Here is a 14,074-nt window from a genome sequence, read left to right as displayed (position 1 = left end):
AGCCCGTAAGGGCTTTCAAGTGGCTATGCAGAAGGTTTGTCGCTCTGTGTAATAAATCCAAACGTCAGCAGGGCGCTTTCAACCGTGCTCAAGTGTTGCAAGCACAGTTGCCAGGGCGCGGACACGGCATCCGCCACTTCGATGGGCACTACCGGCAGCAATACTGGATGCTCGTTGTCATTGGCGATTGCGGCGCAGCCTGAAGCCACGCTGGCCAGTCGTTCGTGCAGCGAGGCGGGGGGCGGCCCCTGTTCCTTGCGCAGTGCATCGGCGAACGCTTCGGCAAATAGCAGCGAGCTGGCGTACAAGCGCACCGCATGGCGCTCGTAGCGTTTGGCAATGTCTTTGACCTCCCGTGATACAAAGCGCCCGCGCAGCGTCCAGCGTGCGGTGTTGCGTGCACTGCTGATGCCGTTTTCAAGGGCGATAAGGCTGTCGTGGGCTCGGGAGAAAATCAGCACCGCGTTTTCGGCTTTGCTGGCGTCTTTTTCTTCCAGTGCTTGCAGACTTTTACTGAAGCCTTTGGCGAGTTTTTCCAGTAGGTCCTTGGCCGAGCTATCGATGATCCCGATTGGATTGGGGGTGAGAAGGACTTGGCTGAACACCAGGCCGACGCCAGCGCCCACGAGCACATCCAGCATGCGGACCACGCCTGCGGCCTCAGGGCCGACTGCAAGCATCAATACGGCTGAAACCCCTGCCTGAATCGGAACTACGGCCCCCAGGCCATACAGCGCCGCGATGGCGATGGCCGAGAAGGTGGCAAAGCCGATACGCAGCAGCGGATAGCCGTCAGGCAACCACAGGGCTGCTTCACCCACGACAATCCCCGTGGCCACTCCCACCATCAACCCGATGGCTTGCTTGCCATGGCTGGGCAAGCCTGGGGCCAGGCACACGACGGCGCTGATTGCGGCAAACACCGGATGTACGTGACCGAACAAGTGCGTGGCGAGAATCCAGGCCAGTGCGGCGGCGATGGCGGATGCGAGGGCATCACGCCAGCCTGAGGACCAGCGGGTCCGGATCTTCTCAATTGAGGAATCGACATGGCGACGCAGGAAGTTGGCGCGGGGAATCATTAAAGCTCCCGATCATTTATTCAGATGGTAGTAACCATAGACCCTGGCAGGCCTTCAGAGTGCTCTTCATGGCGAAGATCAAATACAAGGCCAAAAAAAACCGCGCCTGAGCGCGGTTTTTTATACGTGTGATGTTTTACACGTTGAAGCGGAAGTGCAGAACGTCACCGTCTTTAACGATGTATTCCTTGCCTTCCAAACGCCATTTGCCAGCTTCTTTCGCGCCAGCTTCACCGTTGAACTTGATGAAGTCGTCGTAGGAGATTACTTCAGCACGGATAAAGCCTTTTTCGAAGTCGGTGTGGATCACACCGGCTGCCTGCGGAGCGGTAGCCCCAACTTTAACGGTCCAGGCGCGAACTTCCTGAACGCCTGCAGTGAAGTAGGTTTGCAGGTTGAGCATTTCGTAACCGGCACGAATTACGCGGTTAAGGCCTGGCTCTTCAAGGCCCAGGGCCTCAAGGAACATGTCCTTTTCTTCACCGTCGTCGAGCTCGGCAATTTCAGCTTCGATCTTGTTGCAGACCGGAACCACGATTGCGCCTTCTTCTTCGGCAATGGCCATGACCACATCGAGCAGCGGGTTGTTTTCGAAACCGTCTTCAGCCACGTTGGCGATGTACATCACAGGCTTGGTGGTCAGAAGGTGGAAGCCTTTGATGATTTGTTTCTCATCGGCATCCATGTTCTTGATCAGGCTGCGAGCCGGCTTGCCCAAGGTGAAGTGCGCGATCAGTTGTTCCAGCAGGGCTTTTTGAGCCACAGCATCCTTGTCGCCGCCTTTGGCGTTACGCGCGACTTTCTGCAGTTGCTTTTCGCAGCTGTCGAGGTCGGCGAAGATCAGCTCAAGGTCGATGATTTCGATGTCGCGCTTCGGGTCAACGCTGTTGGAAACGTGAATCACGTTCTCATCTTCAAAGCAGCGGACCACGTGAGCGATAGCATCGGTCTCACGAATGTTGGCCAAGAACTTGTTGCCCAGGCCTTCGCCTTTCGATGCGCCAGCCACGAGGCCCGCGATATCAACGAATTCCATGGTGGTTGGCAGGATGCGCTGCGGTTTAACGATGGCAGCCAGCGCGTCCAAACGTAAGTCGGGCATCGGCACGATGCCGGTGTTCGGCTCGATCGTGCAGAAGGGGAAGTTCTCGGCCGCAATACCGGATTTGGTCAGGGCGTTGAACAGGGTGGATTTGCCGACGTTAGGCAGGCCGACGATGCCGCAGTTAAATCCCATGGTGTTTTCCCCGAGGAGTAGAGTCAGGCCTTCTGGCTGTGCAGGTTTTTCATCGCACGGTTCCATTCCCCGGCGAGGATATCCGGCAGCACGCCGAGGGCAAAATCGATGCTGGCGTCCAGTTTTTCCTGTTCGGCGCGAGGCGCACGACCCAGAACAAAGTTGGACACCATGCTGGCGACGCCTGGGTGGCCAATGCCGAGCCGCAGACGATAGAAATTATTGTTGTTTCCCAGTTGCGCGATGATGTCGCGCAACCCGTTATGACCTCCATGGCCGCCACCGAGCTTGAGCTTGGCAACGCCGGGGAGGAGATCGAGTTCGTCGTGGGCCACCAGTATGGATTCCGGCGCAATACGGTAGAAACCGGCAAGCGCCGCGACGGCTTGGCCGCTTCGGTTCATATAGGTGGTGGGAATCAACAGACGAACATCCTGACCCTGGTGGCTGAAACGCCCGGTCAGGCCAAAATATTTGCGGTCTGCAACGAGGTTTACCCCGTTTGCCGACGCGAGACGCTCAACAAAAAGGGCCCCTGCGTTATGCCGGGTCTGTTCGTATTCGGTGCCTGGATTTCCCAGGCCAACGATCAGTTTTATGGCGGTCACGACAAGGGCCCTTCTATGGAGTTGTGGATAACATCGCCGCTGACAGTAGCGGCGAAAACGGACAAAAAAAGCGGGTTTACATGAGTAAACTTCGCGATCTTGTCCGCTTTACTCGCTGCGTGTTAGCTCGCGATGTTTCTCAAAACTCCAACAGCAGAGTAATGAATTACTCTGCTTCTGGTGCAACACGTGGAGCGTGAACGTTGGCTACTGCCAGGTCGTTACCGTGTGCCAGAGCTACGAACTCAACGCCTTTAGGAGCGGTGATGTCCGACAGGTGAATGATCGAGCCGACTTCGGCGTTAGCCAGGTCAACTTCGATGAATTCAGGCAGGTCTTTTGGCAGGCAGGTAACTTCGATTTCAGCAACAACGTGCGAGATCTCGCCGCCTTTCTTGATCGGAGCAGCTTCACCAACGAAGTGAACTGGAACGATTGCAGTCAGCTTTTGACCAGCGATAACGCGTACGAAGTCAGCGTGCATCACGTGGCCTTTGGCCGGGTGACGTTGCAGAGCTTTGATGATCACGTTTTGCTTAACGCCGCCAACGGTCAGTTCGATAACGTGGCTGTAAGCAGCTTCGTTTTCGAGCAGTTTGGCAACTTCTTTAGCCAGCATGCTGATGGATTCAGGGGCTTTTTCGCCACCGTAAACTACAGCTGGAACCAGGCTTGCGAGACGACGCAGGCGGCGGCTCGCACCTTTCCCCAGGTCGGAACGCACTTCAGCATTCAGAGTAAAATCGTTCATGTTGTATCTCCAAAATAACCACATCCGGCCTAGCGTTTGCGACCAGCGCTATGGACGGTATGGGCAAAAAAGCCCCGCCCCAACAGGTTGCTGGGGCGGGGCGCTTTTCGTCAGCAAATATCTGAGAAGGGCAGGGCCCTTAACGGAACATCGCGCTGATCGATTCTTCGTTGCTGATGCGGCGAACCGCCTCAGCCACAACCGGTGCGATATCCAACTGGCGGATACGCGTACAGGCTTGTGCGGCTGCGGACAGCGGAATGGTGTTAGTCACCACCAGCTCGTCCAGCATGGAATTTTCGATATTCTCGATTGCCCGACCCGACAGCACAGGGTGTGTGCAGTAGGCGAACACTTTGGAAGCGCCATGCTCTTTCAAGGCTTTAGCCGCGTGGCACAGAGTGCCAGCGGTATCGACCATGTCATCAACCAGAATACAGGTACGCCCTTCGACATCACCAATGATATGCATCACTTCCGAGTGATTGGCTTTCTCACGGCGTTTGTCGATGATACCCAGATCAACGCCCAAGGACTTGGCAACAGCACGTGCACGCACGACGCCGCCGATATCCGGGGACACAATCATAAGGTTCTCAAAGCGCTGATCTTCGATGTCATCCACCAAAACTGGGGAGCCATAGATGTTATCTACAGGAATATCGAAGAAACCCTGAATTTGGTCAGCATGCAAATCAACCGTGAGAACACGATCGATGCCGACTACGGTAAGCATGTCAGCGACAACTTTTGCGCTGATAGCTACACGTGCGGAACGCGGACGGCGATCCTGACGGGCATAACCAAAGTAAGGAATAACAGCAGTAATACGAGTAGCTGAGGAGCGGCGGAAGGCATCAGCCATCACGACGAGTTCCATCAGGTTATCGTTGGTCGGAGCACAAGTCGGCTGAATGATGAAAACGTCTTTACCGCGGACATTTTCATTAATCTCAGCGGTAATTTCGCCATCGGAAAATTTTCCGACAGAGATGTCACCGAGTGGGATATGCAGCTGACGTACGACACGCCGAGCCAGATCGGGGTTAGCGTTCCCCGTAAAGACCATCATCTTGGACACGCGCAGTACCTGAAGGCTGAGGGTAACCTGGATGAGTATAAGAAATGGCAGGGGCGGCTGGATTCGAACCAACGCATGGCAGGATCAAAACCTGCTGCCTTACCGCTTGGCGACGCCCCTGTATCTGTTGCTACGAGTACCGTGTACCCGTTTCCTTTGCCAGATCTTGTAGCTTGCGATGCAACATCGAAACGTTGCTTCCTTTTGCTACAAACCCTGTAAGGGTGTCTGTCAGAAGGTGCAGCACTTTATCAGCATCTGCTTCGTTTGGGAAGGCCCCAAATATACAACTTCCAGTTCCAGTTAATTTTGCTTCGGTATATTTACCTAACAAATTCAAAGCGTTACGTACTTCTGGATAACGCTCCTTCACTACTGCTTCGCAGTCGTTTCGGCTGTTTCCCTTGGGAACGGGGCGCACTTTAATGGGCAAAGAGTCACGTGTCAACAAAGGATCTGAAAATATTTCTGCAGTACTTACAGATACTTGCGGAACAAGCACCAGATACCAAGGTTCTTCCGGTGCTGCGGGAGTCAGAATTTCCCCGATGCCTTCAGCAAATGCGGCGTGGCCACGTACGAAAACCGGGACGTCAGCCCCTAAACTCAGGCCCAGCGCTGCCAGGCGATCTTCATCCCAGGCCAATTGCCAAAGATGGTTGAGCCCCAGCAAGGTGGTTGCCGCATTTGAACTGCCGCCGCCGATGCCGCCGCCCATGGGCAGAATTTTTTTTATCCGGATGTCGATTCCCAAGGGGCAACAGGATTGCTCCTGAAGTTTTTTTGCCGCTTTCACGATCAGATTGTCGTCGTGAGGGACGCCGGGGAATTCGGTGTGCAGACGAATAATTCCATCGTCACGCACGGCAAAGGTCATTTCATCTCCGTAATCGAGAAACTGAAACAACGTTTGCAGCTCGTGATAGCCATCTTCTCGACGGCCGAGGATGTGCAGCATCAAGTTAAGTTTTGCCGGAGAGGGCAGAATCAGGCTTTTTTTATCTGGACCGTCTTGCATTTCATTGACCCAACAAACGAGGTTGCCAATCTTTAACCACTAATGTGACGTCCAGATCCGGCCCGTGCAGCTTGACCCGCTCGGGCAGCCAGAAGCCGTTCTGCTCGACATAGCTTAAATATTCGATTTTCCAGCCGTCCTGTTCCAGGTTGGCCAGGCGACTATCTGCATTCAATGTCACCCGGCTTTTGCTGCCAGGCGCGGGTAAGCCACGTACCCACCAGACCAGATGTGACACCGGCAGGCTCCAGCCCAGTTGCTCACCCAGCAATTGCTCGGGTGTTGGTGCTTCGTAGCGGCCCTGATTGGCGACTTCCAGAACGACACTGCCCGGTCGCCCGGTCAGGCGCGCAGCACCCCGGCCCAGCGGCCCGGAAAGACGGATATCGTAATAGTCCTGACGCTGCAGCCAGAAGAGGGTGGCGCTACCTGAGTCTTTTGGGGCGCGAATTCCGACTTTACCGTTGATTTGCCAGCCGTCGAGTTGGCTCAGCTGTTGTTTGTGCGCCGACCACAGGGCAGGGCTGCCGTGGCCTTCAACTGACTCGCGGGCACCAAAGCCCGCACAACCGGCGAGCAAGGCAATCAGGCTAAAAACGACAAGATGGCGCAAATGACGGAAAAACATGGTTAAAGATTCTCGGATCCGGTCAGGCGCAAGATAGTTTTGCGCAGGATAGGGCTGTCAGGGTTTTCCTTAAGAAAAGTGCCCCAGATTTTTTTGGCTTCACGCTGCTTACCGTTTGCCCACAGCACTTCACCCAAGTGAGCGGCGACTTCCTGATCCGGGAAGCGTTCCAGCGCCTGGCGCAGCAAGCGTTCGGCTTCATCGAGATTGCCAAGGCGGAAGTTCACCCAGCCCAGGCTGTCGAGTACGGCCGGGTCATCCGGGTTCAGTTCATAGGCTTGCTGGATCAGTGCCTTGGCTTCTGCGTAGCGCGTGGTTCGATCCGAAAGCGTATAACCCAAGGCATTCAATGCCATGGCATTGTCAGGCTCGCGTTTGATAATGGCGCGCAGATCTCGCTCCATTTGCTCAAGATCGTTGCGCTTTTCGGCGAGCATTGCGCGTGAATACAGCAGATTCAAGTCGTCAGGGTATTGCTTGAGTGCCTGTTGCAGGACACTCCAGGCGCGCTCCGTCTGGTTATTCGCCGACAGGGTTTCAGATTCAATCAAGTACAACTGAATCGCGTAGTCGGGTTGCGCATCACGAGCTGCCGCCAGGTTTTTGGCTGCTTCAGCGCCACGCCCGTGGCTGACCAGGATATCCGCCTGGCGCAGTTGTGCTGGCAGGTACTCATTGCCGGGGCCGACTAATGCGTACTCGTTGAGCGCACCCTGAGGGTCATTGCGTTCTTCGGCGATCCGGCCCAGGTTCAAGTGCGCCGAGTCGACATGGCTATCGCGCTCAATCAGTTCTTGCAGATAGCCTTCAGCCTCGTCCCAGGCCTTGCCCTCGAGGCAAACCAGTGCCAGGGAAAAGCGCAGCTCATCGTCTTCGGGGTACTGCTGGACCAGGCTGGCAAACTGCACCTTGGCCTCGTCCATGCGGTTCTGTTCGACCAGAGTGCGGGCATACGTCAGCCCCAGACGCTTGTCGTCAGGGTATTGGCGAATGCTTTTTTTCAGCAGTGGCAGCGCTTCATCGCCGCGATTGAGGCTTTGCAGCAAGCGTGCTCGCAACAACAGCGGGGCGACTTCACCGTCCTGGGGCGGATTTTTTTCCAGCAGTTTAAGTGCGCCTTCGGCATCACCGTCCTGTTGCATCAACAAGGCCTTGCCGAAAATCAGCTGGCCGTTGTCCGGATGCCTGGCCAGCAAGCTGTCAAAACTTTTCTGCAGGCCCGCTCGGGTCTCTGCATCTGTCTCTACTGCCGATAATGCGAGGAAATCGAAGTGAGTGTCGCCCTTGGCCTGCAAGACTTTTTCCATGTACGCCATGGAATCGTCATAGCGACCATTGCGCGCCAATTGAATGGCCGCGGCCCGTTGCGCCTCAAGATCGTCCGGGGCGTTTTTGGCCCAGATCAGCGATGTATCGAGTGCGGCCTGATCGGCGCCCAGATACTCGGCGATACGGAAGGCCCGCTCAGAGATGCCCGGATCTTGCGTGTTGATCGCCTGCGTCACGTAGTTGTCGAGGGCAATGTCCAGACGATTACGTTGACCGGCCAACTCGGCGCTCAACAGGCTGTACAGCGTTTCTTCGCTGAACGAGCTGTAGACCGTGGGTTTTTCCGGGGCGGAGGTAGCGTCTTCAGCCGGTGATGAATCATCCGGGGACGTGGGGGCCAAAGCCTGGCAGCCACTGAGAAGGACGAGAGCGAGGAGCAACGCGGAGGATCTATTCATATAAGAGATGGGCGACTTACCTGCGGTCCGGGCATCATGACACATGCGATGGTGCAAACCATAACAGCTGCGACTATCGATATCTTGGGGCTGTTGATGTGTTCAACAGACCTTAACTATAGAGACAATAGTCAGCAATGGTTGTTCTCAATCTGGCGAAGTAGGACAATTGCCGGCTTCTCGTCATCATCAGCGATCTTGAATGGCCTTCCTCGCACTCGGTATTAACCACAAGACTGCTTCAGTAGACGTCCGCGAGCGCGTGGCTTTTACTCCCGAGCAGTTGGTTGAGGCCTTGCAGCAGCTCTGCCGCCTAACCGACAGTCGCGAAGCTGCGATCCTCTCCACCTGCAATCGCAGTGAGCTCTATATAGAGCAGGACCACCTTTCGCCTGACAGCGTACTGCAATGGCTGGCGGACTATCACAAGCTGAGCCTCGAAGAGTTGCAGGCTTGCGCCTACATCCACGAAGACGATGCTGCCGTTCGTCACATGATGCGCGTGGCCTCGGGCCTGGACTCTCTGGTGCTGGGCGAGCCGCAAATTCTCGGCCAGATGAAATCAGCCTACGCCGTGGCACGTGAGGCGGGCACTGTCGGGCCTTTGTTGGGGCGTTTGTTTCAAGCGACCTTCAACTCGGCCAAGCAAGTGCGCACCGACACTGCCATTGGCGAAAACCCGGTTTCTGTGGCGTTTGCTGCTGTGAGCCTGGCTAAGCAGATATTCAGTGATTTGCAGCGCAGCCAGGCCTTGCTGATCGGAGCGGGCGAGACCATTACCCTGGTCGCCCGCCACCTGCATGACCTTGGGGTCAAGCGCATCGTGGTGGCTAACCGTACTCTGGAGCGCGCAAGTACTCTGGCTGAACAGTTCGGTGCCCACGCCGTGCTGCTGTCGGATATTCCCCAGGAGCTGGTACACAGCGATATCGTGATCAGCTCCACGGCCAGCCAGTTGCCGATTTTGGGTAAAGGGGCCGTCGAAAGCGCCTTGAAGCTGCGCAAGCACAAGCCAATTTTCATGGTCGACATCGCTGTTCCCCGCGATATCGAGCCAGAAGTCGGCGAGTTGGACGACGTTTACCTCTATACCGTCGATGATCTTCACGAAGTGGTTGCCGAAAACCTCAAGAGTCGTCAGGGCGCTGCCCAGGCGGCCGAAGAACTGGTGAGCATCGGCGCTGACGACTTTATGGTGCGTTTGCGTGAACTGGCGGCGGTTGATGTGCTTAAAGCCTATCGTCAGCAAAGCGAGCGTCTGCGGGACGAAGAACTGCAAAAGGCCCAGCGGATGCTTGCCAATGGCAGCAACCCTGAAGATGTGCTGGTACAACTGGCGCGTGGCCTGACTAATAAATTGCTGCATGCACCCAGCGTGCAGCTGAAAAAGCTTTCCGCCGAAGGCCGCCTCGATGCGTTGGCCATGGCCCAAGAACTTTTTGCCCTCGGTGAGGGCTCATCGCATAGCTCTGCGGATAAAAAATTGTAATGAAAGCGTCACTGCTTAATAAGCTGGACATCCTCCAGGACCGTTTTGAAGAACTGACCGCACTGCTTGGCGATGGCGAAGTCATTTCTGATCAAACCAAATTCCGTGCCTATTCCAAGGAATACGCGGAAGTTGAACCCATTGTTACAGCTTACGGGCTGTGGCTCAAAGTGCAGGCCGACCTTGAAGGCGCCCAGGCGTTGCTTAAGGATAACGACCCCGACATGCGTGAAATGGCGGTCGAAGAAGTTCGCGAAGCCAAAGAACGGTTGATCGAACTGGAAAAAGACCTGCAGCGCATGCTGTTGCCCAAGGACCCGAATGACGGGCGCAACGTATTCCTTGAAATTCGCGCCGGAACGGGGGGCGATGAAGCGGCCATTTTTGCGGGCGATCTGTTTCGCATGTATTCGCGCTACGCAGAGCGTCGCGGCTGGAAGCTGGAAATTCTGTCGGAAAACAGCGGTGAGCATGGCGGCTATAAAGAAGTCATTGCCCGTGTCGAAGGTGAGAATGTGTACGGCAAGCTGAAGTTCGAGTCGGGTGTGCACCGCGTACAGCGTGTGCCCGCCACCGAATCCCAGGGTCGTATCCATACCTCCGCATGCACCGTCGCCGTGTTGCCCGAGCCGGACGAGCAAGAAGCCATCGAGATCAACCCGGCCGATTTGCGCGTTGATACCTACCGTTCTTCGGGCGCGGGTGGTCAGCACGTCAACAAGACCGACTCGGCGATTCGCATCACCCACTTGCCCTCGGGCATTGTGGTGGAGTGTCAGGAAGAGCGCTCCCAGCATAAAAATCGGGCGCGGGCGATGTCCTGGCTTTCGGCCAAGTTGAATGATCAGCAAACCAGCGCTGCGGCCAATGCCATTGCCAGCGAGCGCAAGTCGCTGGTGGGTTCGGGAGATCGTTCCGAGCGCATCCGCACTTACAATTTCGCGCAGGGGCGAGTGACCGACCATCGCGTCAACCTGACCCTGTATTCCCTGGATGACGTACTGGCTGGCGGTGTTGATGCCGTTATTGAGCCACTATTGGCGGAGTTTCAGGCTGATCAACTGACAGCCCTGGGTGAATAAATGACTATTATTGCCAGCTTGTTACGTGCTGCTGAACTGCCTGATTCACCAACTGCCCGTCTCGATGCGGAGCTGCTACTGGCCGCTGCCCTGGGCAAGTCGCGCAGTTATTTGCACACATGGCCCGAGAAAATTGTCAGCAGCGAATCGGCGTTGACCTTCGCCGAATACTTGCTGCGTCGCCGGGCCGGTGAGCCGGTGGCCTACATTCTGGGGCAACAGGGCTTCTGGAACCTGGATCTGGAAGTGGCGCCGCATACACTGATTCCGCGCCCGGACACCGAGCTGTTGGTCGAAACGGCGCTGGCCCTGCTGCCCGCAAGCCCGGCCAAAGTGTTGGACTTGGGCACCGGCAGCGGTGCAATCGCGCTGGCCTTAGCCAGTGAACGCGCCGCTTGGCACGTAACCGCGGTTGACCGTGTGCTTGAAGCCGTGGCGCTGGCCGAGCGCAATCGCCAGCGTTTGCAGCTCGAAAACGTCAATGTGTTTACCAGTCACTGGTTCAGCGCATTGGCCGACCAACGTTTTGATCTGATCATCAGCAACCCGCCCTACATTGCCGCCGGTGACGTTCATCTGGCCGAAGGCGATGTGCGTTTTGAGCCTGAAAGTGCGCTGGTCGCCGGTGCTGATGGTCTGGACGATATCCGCGAGATCATCGCGGCCTCTGCCCAGCACCTGAATGCGGGTGGCTGGTTGATGCTGGAACACGGCTACGACCAGGCAACGGCTGTTCGCCAACTGTTGCAGGACGCAGGTTTTGCACAGGTCGAAAGCCGCAAGGACCTGGGTGGACATGAACGCATCACGTTGGGTCGCCTGCCGTGCTGACCGATGAGGAACTGTTGCGCTATAGCCGACAGATCCTGTTGCAACAGGTCGATATCGACGGTCAGTTGAAGCTGAAAAACAGCCGTGTGCTGATTATCGGCCTGGGCGGGCTTGGCTCGCCCGTCGCGCTCTATCTCGCAGCCGCTGGGGTCGGTGAGCTGCACCTGGCCGATTTCGACAACGTCGATTTGACCAACCTGCAACGCCAGATCATTCATGACACCGCCAATGTCGGCGAGAGCAAGGTCGACTCCGCGTTGCGCCGCCTGCACCTGATCAATCCGCATATCAAACTGGTCGCTCACCGATCGGCGCTGGATGCCGACTCGCTGGCCGATGCCGTTGCCGCGGTGGATTTGGTACTCGATTGCTGCGACAACTTTGCTACCCGTGAAGCGGTGAACAAAGCCTGTGTCGTGGCGCGCAAACCACTGGTCAGTGGCGCGGCGATTCGCCTTGAAGGGCAACTGTCGGTATTTGATTCGCGTCAGCCCGCCAGCCCCTGTTACCACTGCTTGTACGGGCACGGCAGCGAAGCGGAACTGACTTGCAGCGAGGCCGGAGTTCTTGGCCCGTTGGTGGGGCTGGTCGGCAGCTTGCAAGCCCTTGAAGCGCTCAAGGTACTGGCCGGTTTTGGTGAGCCTCTGGTGGGCCGCTTGTTATTGATCGATGCTTTGAGCACGCGTTTTCGCGAGTTGCGGGTCAAGCGCGACCCTGCGTGCAGCGTGTGTGGTGTTGGCCATGAGTGAAGCGCCGGTTGGCGTTTTCGACTCCGGCGTCGGCGGCTTGTCGGTACTCAAGGAAATTCACGCACTATTGCCCCATGAATCGCTGCTCTACGTGGCTGATTGTGGGCATATCCCCTATGGCGAAAAAAGCCCCGAATTCATTCGCCAGCGCTGTGCGGTGGTGGCTGACTTTTTTCAGCGCCAGGGTGCCAAGGCTCTGGTGCTGGCCTGTAATACCGCGACGGTGGCGGCGGTCGCGGATTTGCGTCAGCGTTACCCCGACTGGCCCATGGTCGGAATGGAACCTGCGGTCAAACCGGCAGCGGCAGCTACTCGCAGCGGTGTGGTGGGGGTGCTCGCGACCACCGGTACATTGCAAAGCGCCAAATTTGCCGCTTTGCTTGATCGTTTTGCCAACGATGTGCGGGTGATCACCCAGCCGTGTCCGGGCCTGGTGGAACTGATCGAGACTGGTGACCTGCACAGCGACGCATTGCGCACCTTGTTGCGCAGCTATGTAGAGCCGCTGCTGGCAGCGGGTTGCGACACCATTATTCTGGGCTGCACCCATTACCCCTTCCTCAAGCCTCTGCTGAGTCAGATGCTCCCGCCTTCGATCAGCCTGATCGATACCGGTGCCGCCGTGGCGCGCCAGCTTCAGCGGTTGTTGGCCGAACGAGAGCTGCTGGCGAGCGGCCCACCCCGTGAAGCTCAGTTCTGGACCAGCGCCTCTCCTGAACACCTAGGAAAAATCCTACCTGTGTTATGGAATAAATCTGGCGTTGTGCGAAGCTTCGGTCTGTAAAAAATCAGAAATCTGCTTCAGCGCGCCTGCCTGATGAAGCGCATAACAACTGACATTGGCATATGAAAATAGGATTTTCTTATGAAGCGACTGTTTTGTTTGGCTGCGATTGCAGCCGCGGCACTGGGGCACAGTTTCACCGCACAGGCTGCCGGGCTTGAGTTTGGGGTAGGGCACACCAGCGAATCGACCATGACGTATCGTCTTGGTTTGAAGTCCGATTGGGACAAAAGCTGGCTGCAAAGTGATATTGGGCGTCTTACAGGTTATTGGGACGGGGCTTACACCTACTGGGAAGGTGATAAATCATCCGCGAGCAATAGCTTGTCGTTCTCGCCAGTATTCGTATACGAATTTGCCGGTGAGCGGGTTAAACCCTATGTCGAGGCCGGGATCGGCGTTGCGTTGTTCACCCACACCGAAGTCGAAGGCAACAGGCTGGGAACAGCATTCCAGTTTGAAGACCGGCTTGGTTTTGGCTTGCGCTTTGCGGGTGGTCATGAGGTCGGGATTCGCGCGACCCACTACTCCAATGCCGGGATCTCCAGCACCAACGATGGCGTAGAAAGCTATGCGCTGCACTACACGATGGCGCTGTAACCCTGCCCCCTCTCAGCGATACGCCGTCGCAATGCCCTGGCGTTCATTGAGGCACTCGACTTCGCCCATTTCGAACTCGCGACAAATCAGCGGGCGTTTCTCATAGATGGTGCACATCATGGTGTTGCGATCCAGGGCCGCACACCAGCCATCATCCAGGCGCAGCATCACTTCGCCGCCCCAATCATCGTTGTCGATAAAGCGCTCGGGCACACCCGTGTCGGTGATCAGCATCACTTCCAGTTGGCAGCAGCACGCCGCACACGTCGAGCAGGTGACGGCGGGTTCGGTAATTTCGGTCAGGGGGATGTTGGTCATAGGCGCGCAGTGTAAGGCAGAGCTGCGATCAGGTGTGGATGTGCTGATGAACGCAGAGATATAGCCGCTGCCGAAGGCTGCTATGGCCC

At 56.6% G+C, this 14,074-nt stretch carries 15 protein-coding genes and 1 tRNA gene; 6 read left to right on the top strand and 10 right to left on the bottom strand.

From position 1 onward, the window contains the following. Positions 1-23: 23 nt before the first annotated feature. From V6L79_RS23670 to V6L79_RS23630, 9 genes are all read right to left on the bottom strand, one after another. Positions 24-1,082: an aromatic acid exporter family protein gene (locus V6L79_RS23670; protein WP_261739674.1), complete on the bottom strand. Its 1,059-nt coding sequence runs from the start codon at positions 1,080-1,082 to the stop codon at positions 24-26. 136 nt (positions 1,083-1,218) lie between these two features. Next, positions 1,219-2,319 carry a redox-regulated ATPase YchF gene (gene ychF / locus V6L79_RS23665; RefSeq protein WP_261739673.1) on the bottom strand — a complete coding sequence of 367 codons (1,101 nt, stop codon included), beginning with the start codon at positions 2,317-2,319 and terminating at the stop codon, positions 1,219-1,221. A 23-nt stretch (positions 2,320-2,342) separates the two neighbouring features. Continuing rightward, positions 2,343-2,927: an aminoacyl-tRNA hydrolase gene (gene pth / locus V6L79_RS23660; protein WP_048360129.1), complete on the bottom strand. Its 585-nt coding sequence runs from the start codon at positions 2,925-2,927 to the stop codon at positions 2,343-2,345. 166 nt (positions 2,928-3,093) lie between these two features. Beyond that, positions 3,094-3,678, bottom strand: coding sequence for a 50S ribosomal protein L25/general stress protein Ctc (locus V6L79_RS23655; protein ID WP_261739672.1), 585 nt, complete (start codon positions 3,676-3,678; stop codon positions 3,094-3,096). Positions 3,679-3,817: 139 nt separating this feature from the next. After that, entirely contained in the window at positions 3,818-4,759 is a 942-nt protein-coding gene (locus tag V6L79_RS23650) for a ribose-phosphate pyrophosphokinase (RefSeq protein WP_003439794.1), read from the bottom strand. Positions 4,760-4,804: 45 nt separating this feature from the next. Continuing rightward, positions 4,805-4,879 (bottom strand) — tRNA-Gln (locus V6L79_RS23645). A 10-nt stretch (positions 4,880-4,889) separates the two neighbouring features. After that, on the bottom strand, positions 4,890-5,777 hold the full coding sequence (gene ispE, locus V6L79_RS23640) for a 4-(cytidine 5'-diphospho)-2-C-methyl-D-erythritol kinase (RefSeq protein WP_321837490.1): 888 nt from the start codon (positions 5,775-5,777) through the stop codon (positions 4,890-4,892). Position 5,778: 1 nt separating this feature from the next. After that, a complete protein-coding gene (gene lolB / locus V6L79_RS23635) occupies positions 5,779-6,405 on the bottom strand; it encodes a lipoprotein insertase outer membrane protein LolB (protein WP_338579578.1) in 627 nt (208 codons plus the stop codon). Positions 6,406-6,407: 2 nt separating this feature from the next. Beyond that, the gene (locus V6L79_RS23630) at positions 6,408-8,132 is read right to left on the bottom strand and encodes a tetratricopeptide repeat protein (RefSeq protein WP_338579577.1); all 1,725 of its coding nucleotides are present in this window, start codon (positions 8,130-8,132) and stop codon (positions 6,408-6,410) included. A gap of 202 nt (positions 8,133-8,334) precedes the next feature. Here V6L79_RS23630 and hemA point away from each other — a divergent pair, with 202 nt between their 5' ends. From hemA to V6L79_RS23600, 6 genes are all read left to right on the top strand, one after another. Then, positions 8,335-9,621 carry a glutamyl-tRNA reductase gene (hemA, locus tag V6L79_RS23625; protein ID WP_261739668.1) on the top strand — a complete coding sequence of 429 codons (1,287 nt, stop codon included), beginning with the start codon at positions 8,335-8,337 and terminating at the stop codon, positions 9,619-9,621. Next, complete coding sequence (prfA, locus tag V6L79_RS23620; protein ID WP_261739667.1) at positions 9,621-10,703, top strand: peptide chain release factor 1; 1,083 nt, start codon at positions 9,621-9,623, stop codon at positions 10,701-10,703. Before hemA ends, prfA begins: the two co-directional genes overlap by 1 nt. Further along, the gene (gene prmC / locus V6L79_RS23615) at positions 10,704-11,534 is read left to right on the top strand and encodes a peptide chain release factor N(5)-glutamine methyltransferase (RefSeq protein WP_338579576.1); all 831 of its coding nucleotides are present in this window, start codon (positions 10,704-10,706) and stop codon (positions 11,532-11,534) included. Beyond that, positions 11,528-12,283 carry a molybdopterin-synthase adenylyltransferase MoeB gene (locus V6L79_RS23610; RefSeq protein ID WP_261739665.1) on the top strand — a complete coding sequence of 252 codons (756 nt, stop codon included), beginning with the start codon at positions 11,528-11,530 and terminating at the stop codon, positions 12,281-12,283. The genes prmC and V6L79_RS23610 overlap by 7 nt, the downstream gene beginning before the upstream one ends. Continuing rightward, the gene (gene murI / locus V6L79_RS23605) at positions 12,276-13,067 is read left to right on the top strand and encodes a glutamate racemase (protein WP_261739664.1); all 792 of its coding nucleotides are present in this window, start codon (positions 12,276-12,278) and stop codon (positions 13,065-13,067) included. The genes V6L79_RS23610 and murI overlap by 8 nt, the downstream gene beginning before the upstream one ends. 81 nt (positions 13,068-13,148) lie before the next feature. Beyond that, a complete protein-coding gene (locus tag V6L79_RS23600; RefSeq protein ID WP_261739663.1) occupies positions 13,149-13,667 on the top strand; it encodes an acyloxyacyl hydrolase in 519 nt (172 codons plus the stop codon). A gap of 12 nt (positions 13,668-13,679) precedes the next feature. Here the strand turns inward: V6L79_RS23600 and V6L79_RS23595 are convergent, their stop codons facing one another. Continuing rightward, positions 13,680-13,985, bottom strand: a complete 306-nt coding sequence (locus V6L79_RS23595; protein ID WP_261739662.1) for a YkgJ family cysteine cluster protein — start codon at positions 13,983-13,985, stop codon at positions 13,680-13,682. Positions 13,986-14,074: the final 89 nt, after the last annotated feature.

The sequence above is a fragment of the Pseudomonas sp. ML2-2023-6 genome (assembly GCF_037055265.1).
Lineage (GTDB): Bacteria > Pseudomonadota > Gammaproteobacteria > Pseudomonadales > Pseudomonadaceae > Aquipseudomonas > Aquipseudomonas kulmbachensis.
The sequence above is the reverse complement of the archived record's forward strand: the minus strand, read 5'-3'. Positions and strand labels throughout refer to the sequence as shown.

What these genes read in the sequence shown, in the direction of transcription:
- V6L79_RS23670 (WP_261739674.1), bottom strand. Translation starts at nt 1,082, where the DNA reads ATGATTCCCCGCGCCAACTTCCTGCGTCGCCATGTCGATTCCTCAATT.
- ychF (WP_261739673.1), bottom strand. Translation starts at nt 2,319, where the DNA reads ATGGGATTTAACTGCGGCATCGTCGGCCTGCCTAACGTCGGCAAATCC.
- V6L79_RS23655 (WP_261739672.1), bottom strand. Translation starts at nt 3,678, where the DNA reads ATGAACGATTTTACTCTGAATGCTGAAGTGCGTTCCGACCTGGGGAAA.
- ispE (WP_321837490.1), bottom strand. Translation starts at nt 5,777, where the DNA reads ATGCAAGACGGTCCAGATAAAAAAAGCCTGATTCTGCCCTCTCCGGCA.
- lolB (WP_338579578.1), bottom strand. Translation starts at nt 6,405, where the DNA reads ATGTTTTTCCGTCATTTGCGCCATCTTGTCGTTTTTAGCCTGATTGCC.
- V6L79_RS23630 (WP_338579577.1), bottom strand. Translation starts at nt 8,132, where the DNA reads ATGAATAGATCCTCCGCGTTGCTCCTCGCTCTCGTCCTTCTCAGTGGC.
- hemA (WP_261739668.1), top strand. Translation starts at nt 8,335, where the DNA reads ATGGCCTTCCTCGCACTCGGTATTAACCACAAGACTGCTTCAGTAGAC.
- prfA (WP_261739667.1), top strand. Translation starts at nt 9,621, where the DNA reads ATGAAAGCGTCACTGCTTAATAAGCTGGACATCCTCCAGGACCGTTTT.
- prmC (WP_338579576.1), top strand. Translation starts at nt 10,704, where the DNA reads ATGACTATTATTGCCAGCTTGTTACGTGCTGCTGAACTGCCTGATTCA.
- murI (WP_261739664.1), top strand. Translation starts at nt 12,276, where the DNA reads ATGAGTGAAGCGCCGGTTGGCGTTTTCGACTCCGGCGTCGGCGGCTTG.
- V6L79_RS23600 (WP_261739663.1), top strand. Translation starts at nt 13,149, where the DNA reads ATGAAGCGACTGTTTTGTTTGGCTGCGATTGCAGCCGCGGCACTGGGG.
- V6L79_RS23595 (WP_261739662.1), bottom strand. Translation starts at nt 13,985, where the DNA reads ATGACCAACATCCCCCTGACCGAAATTACCGAACCCGCCGTCACCTGC.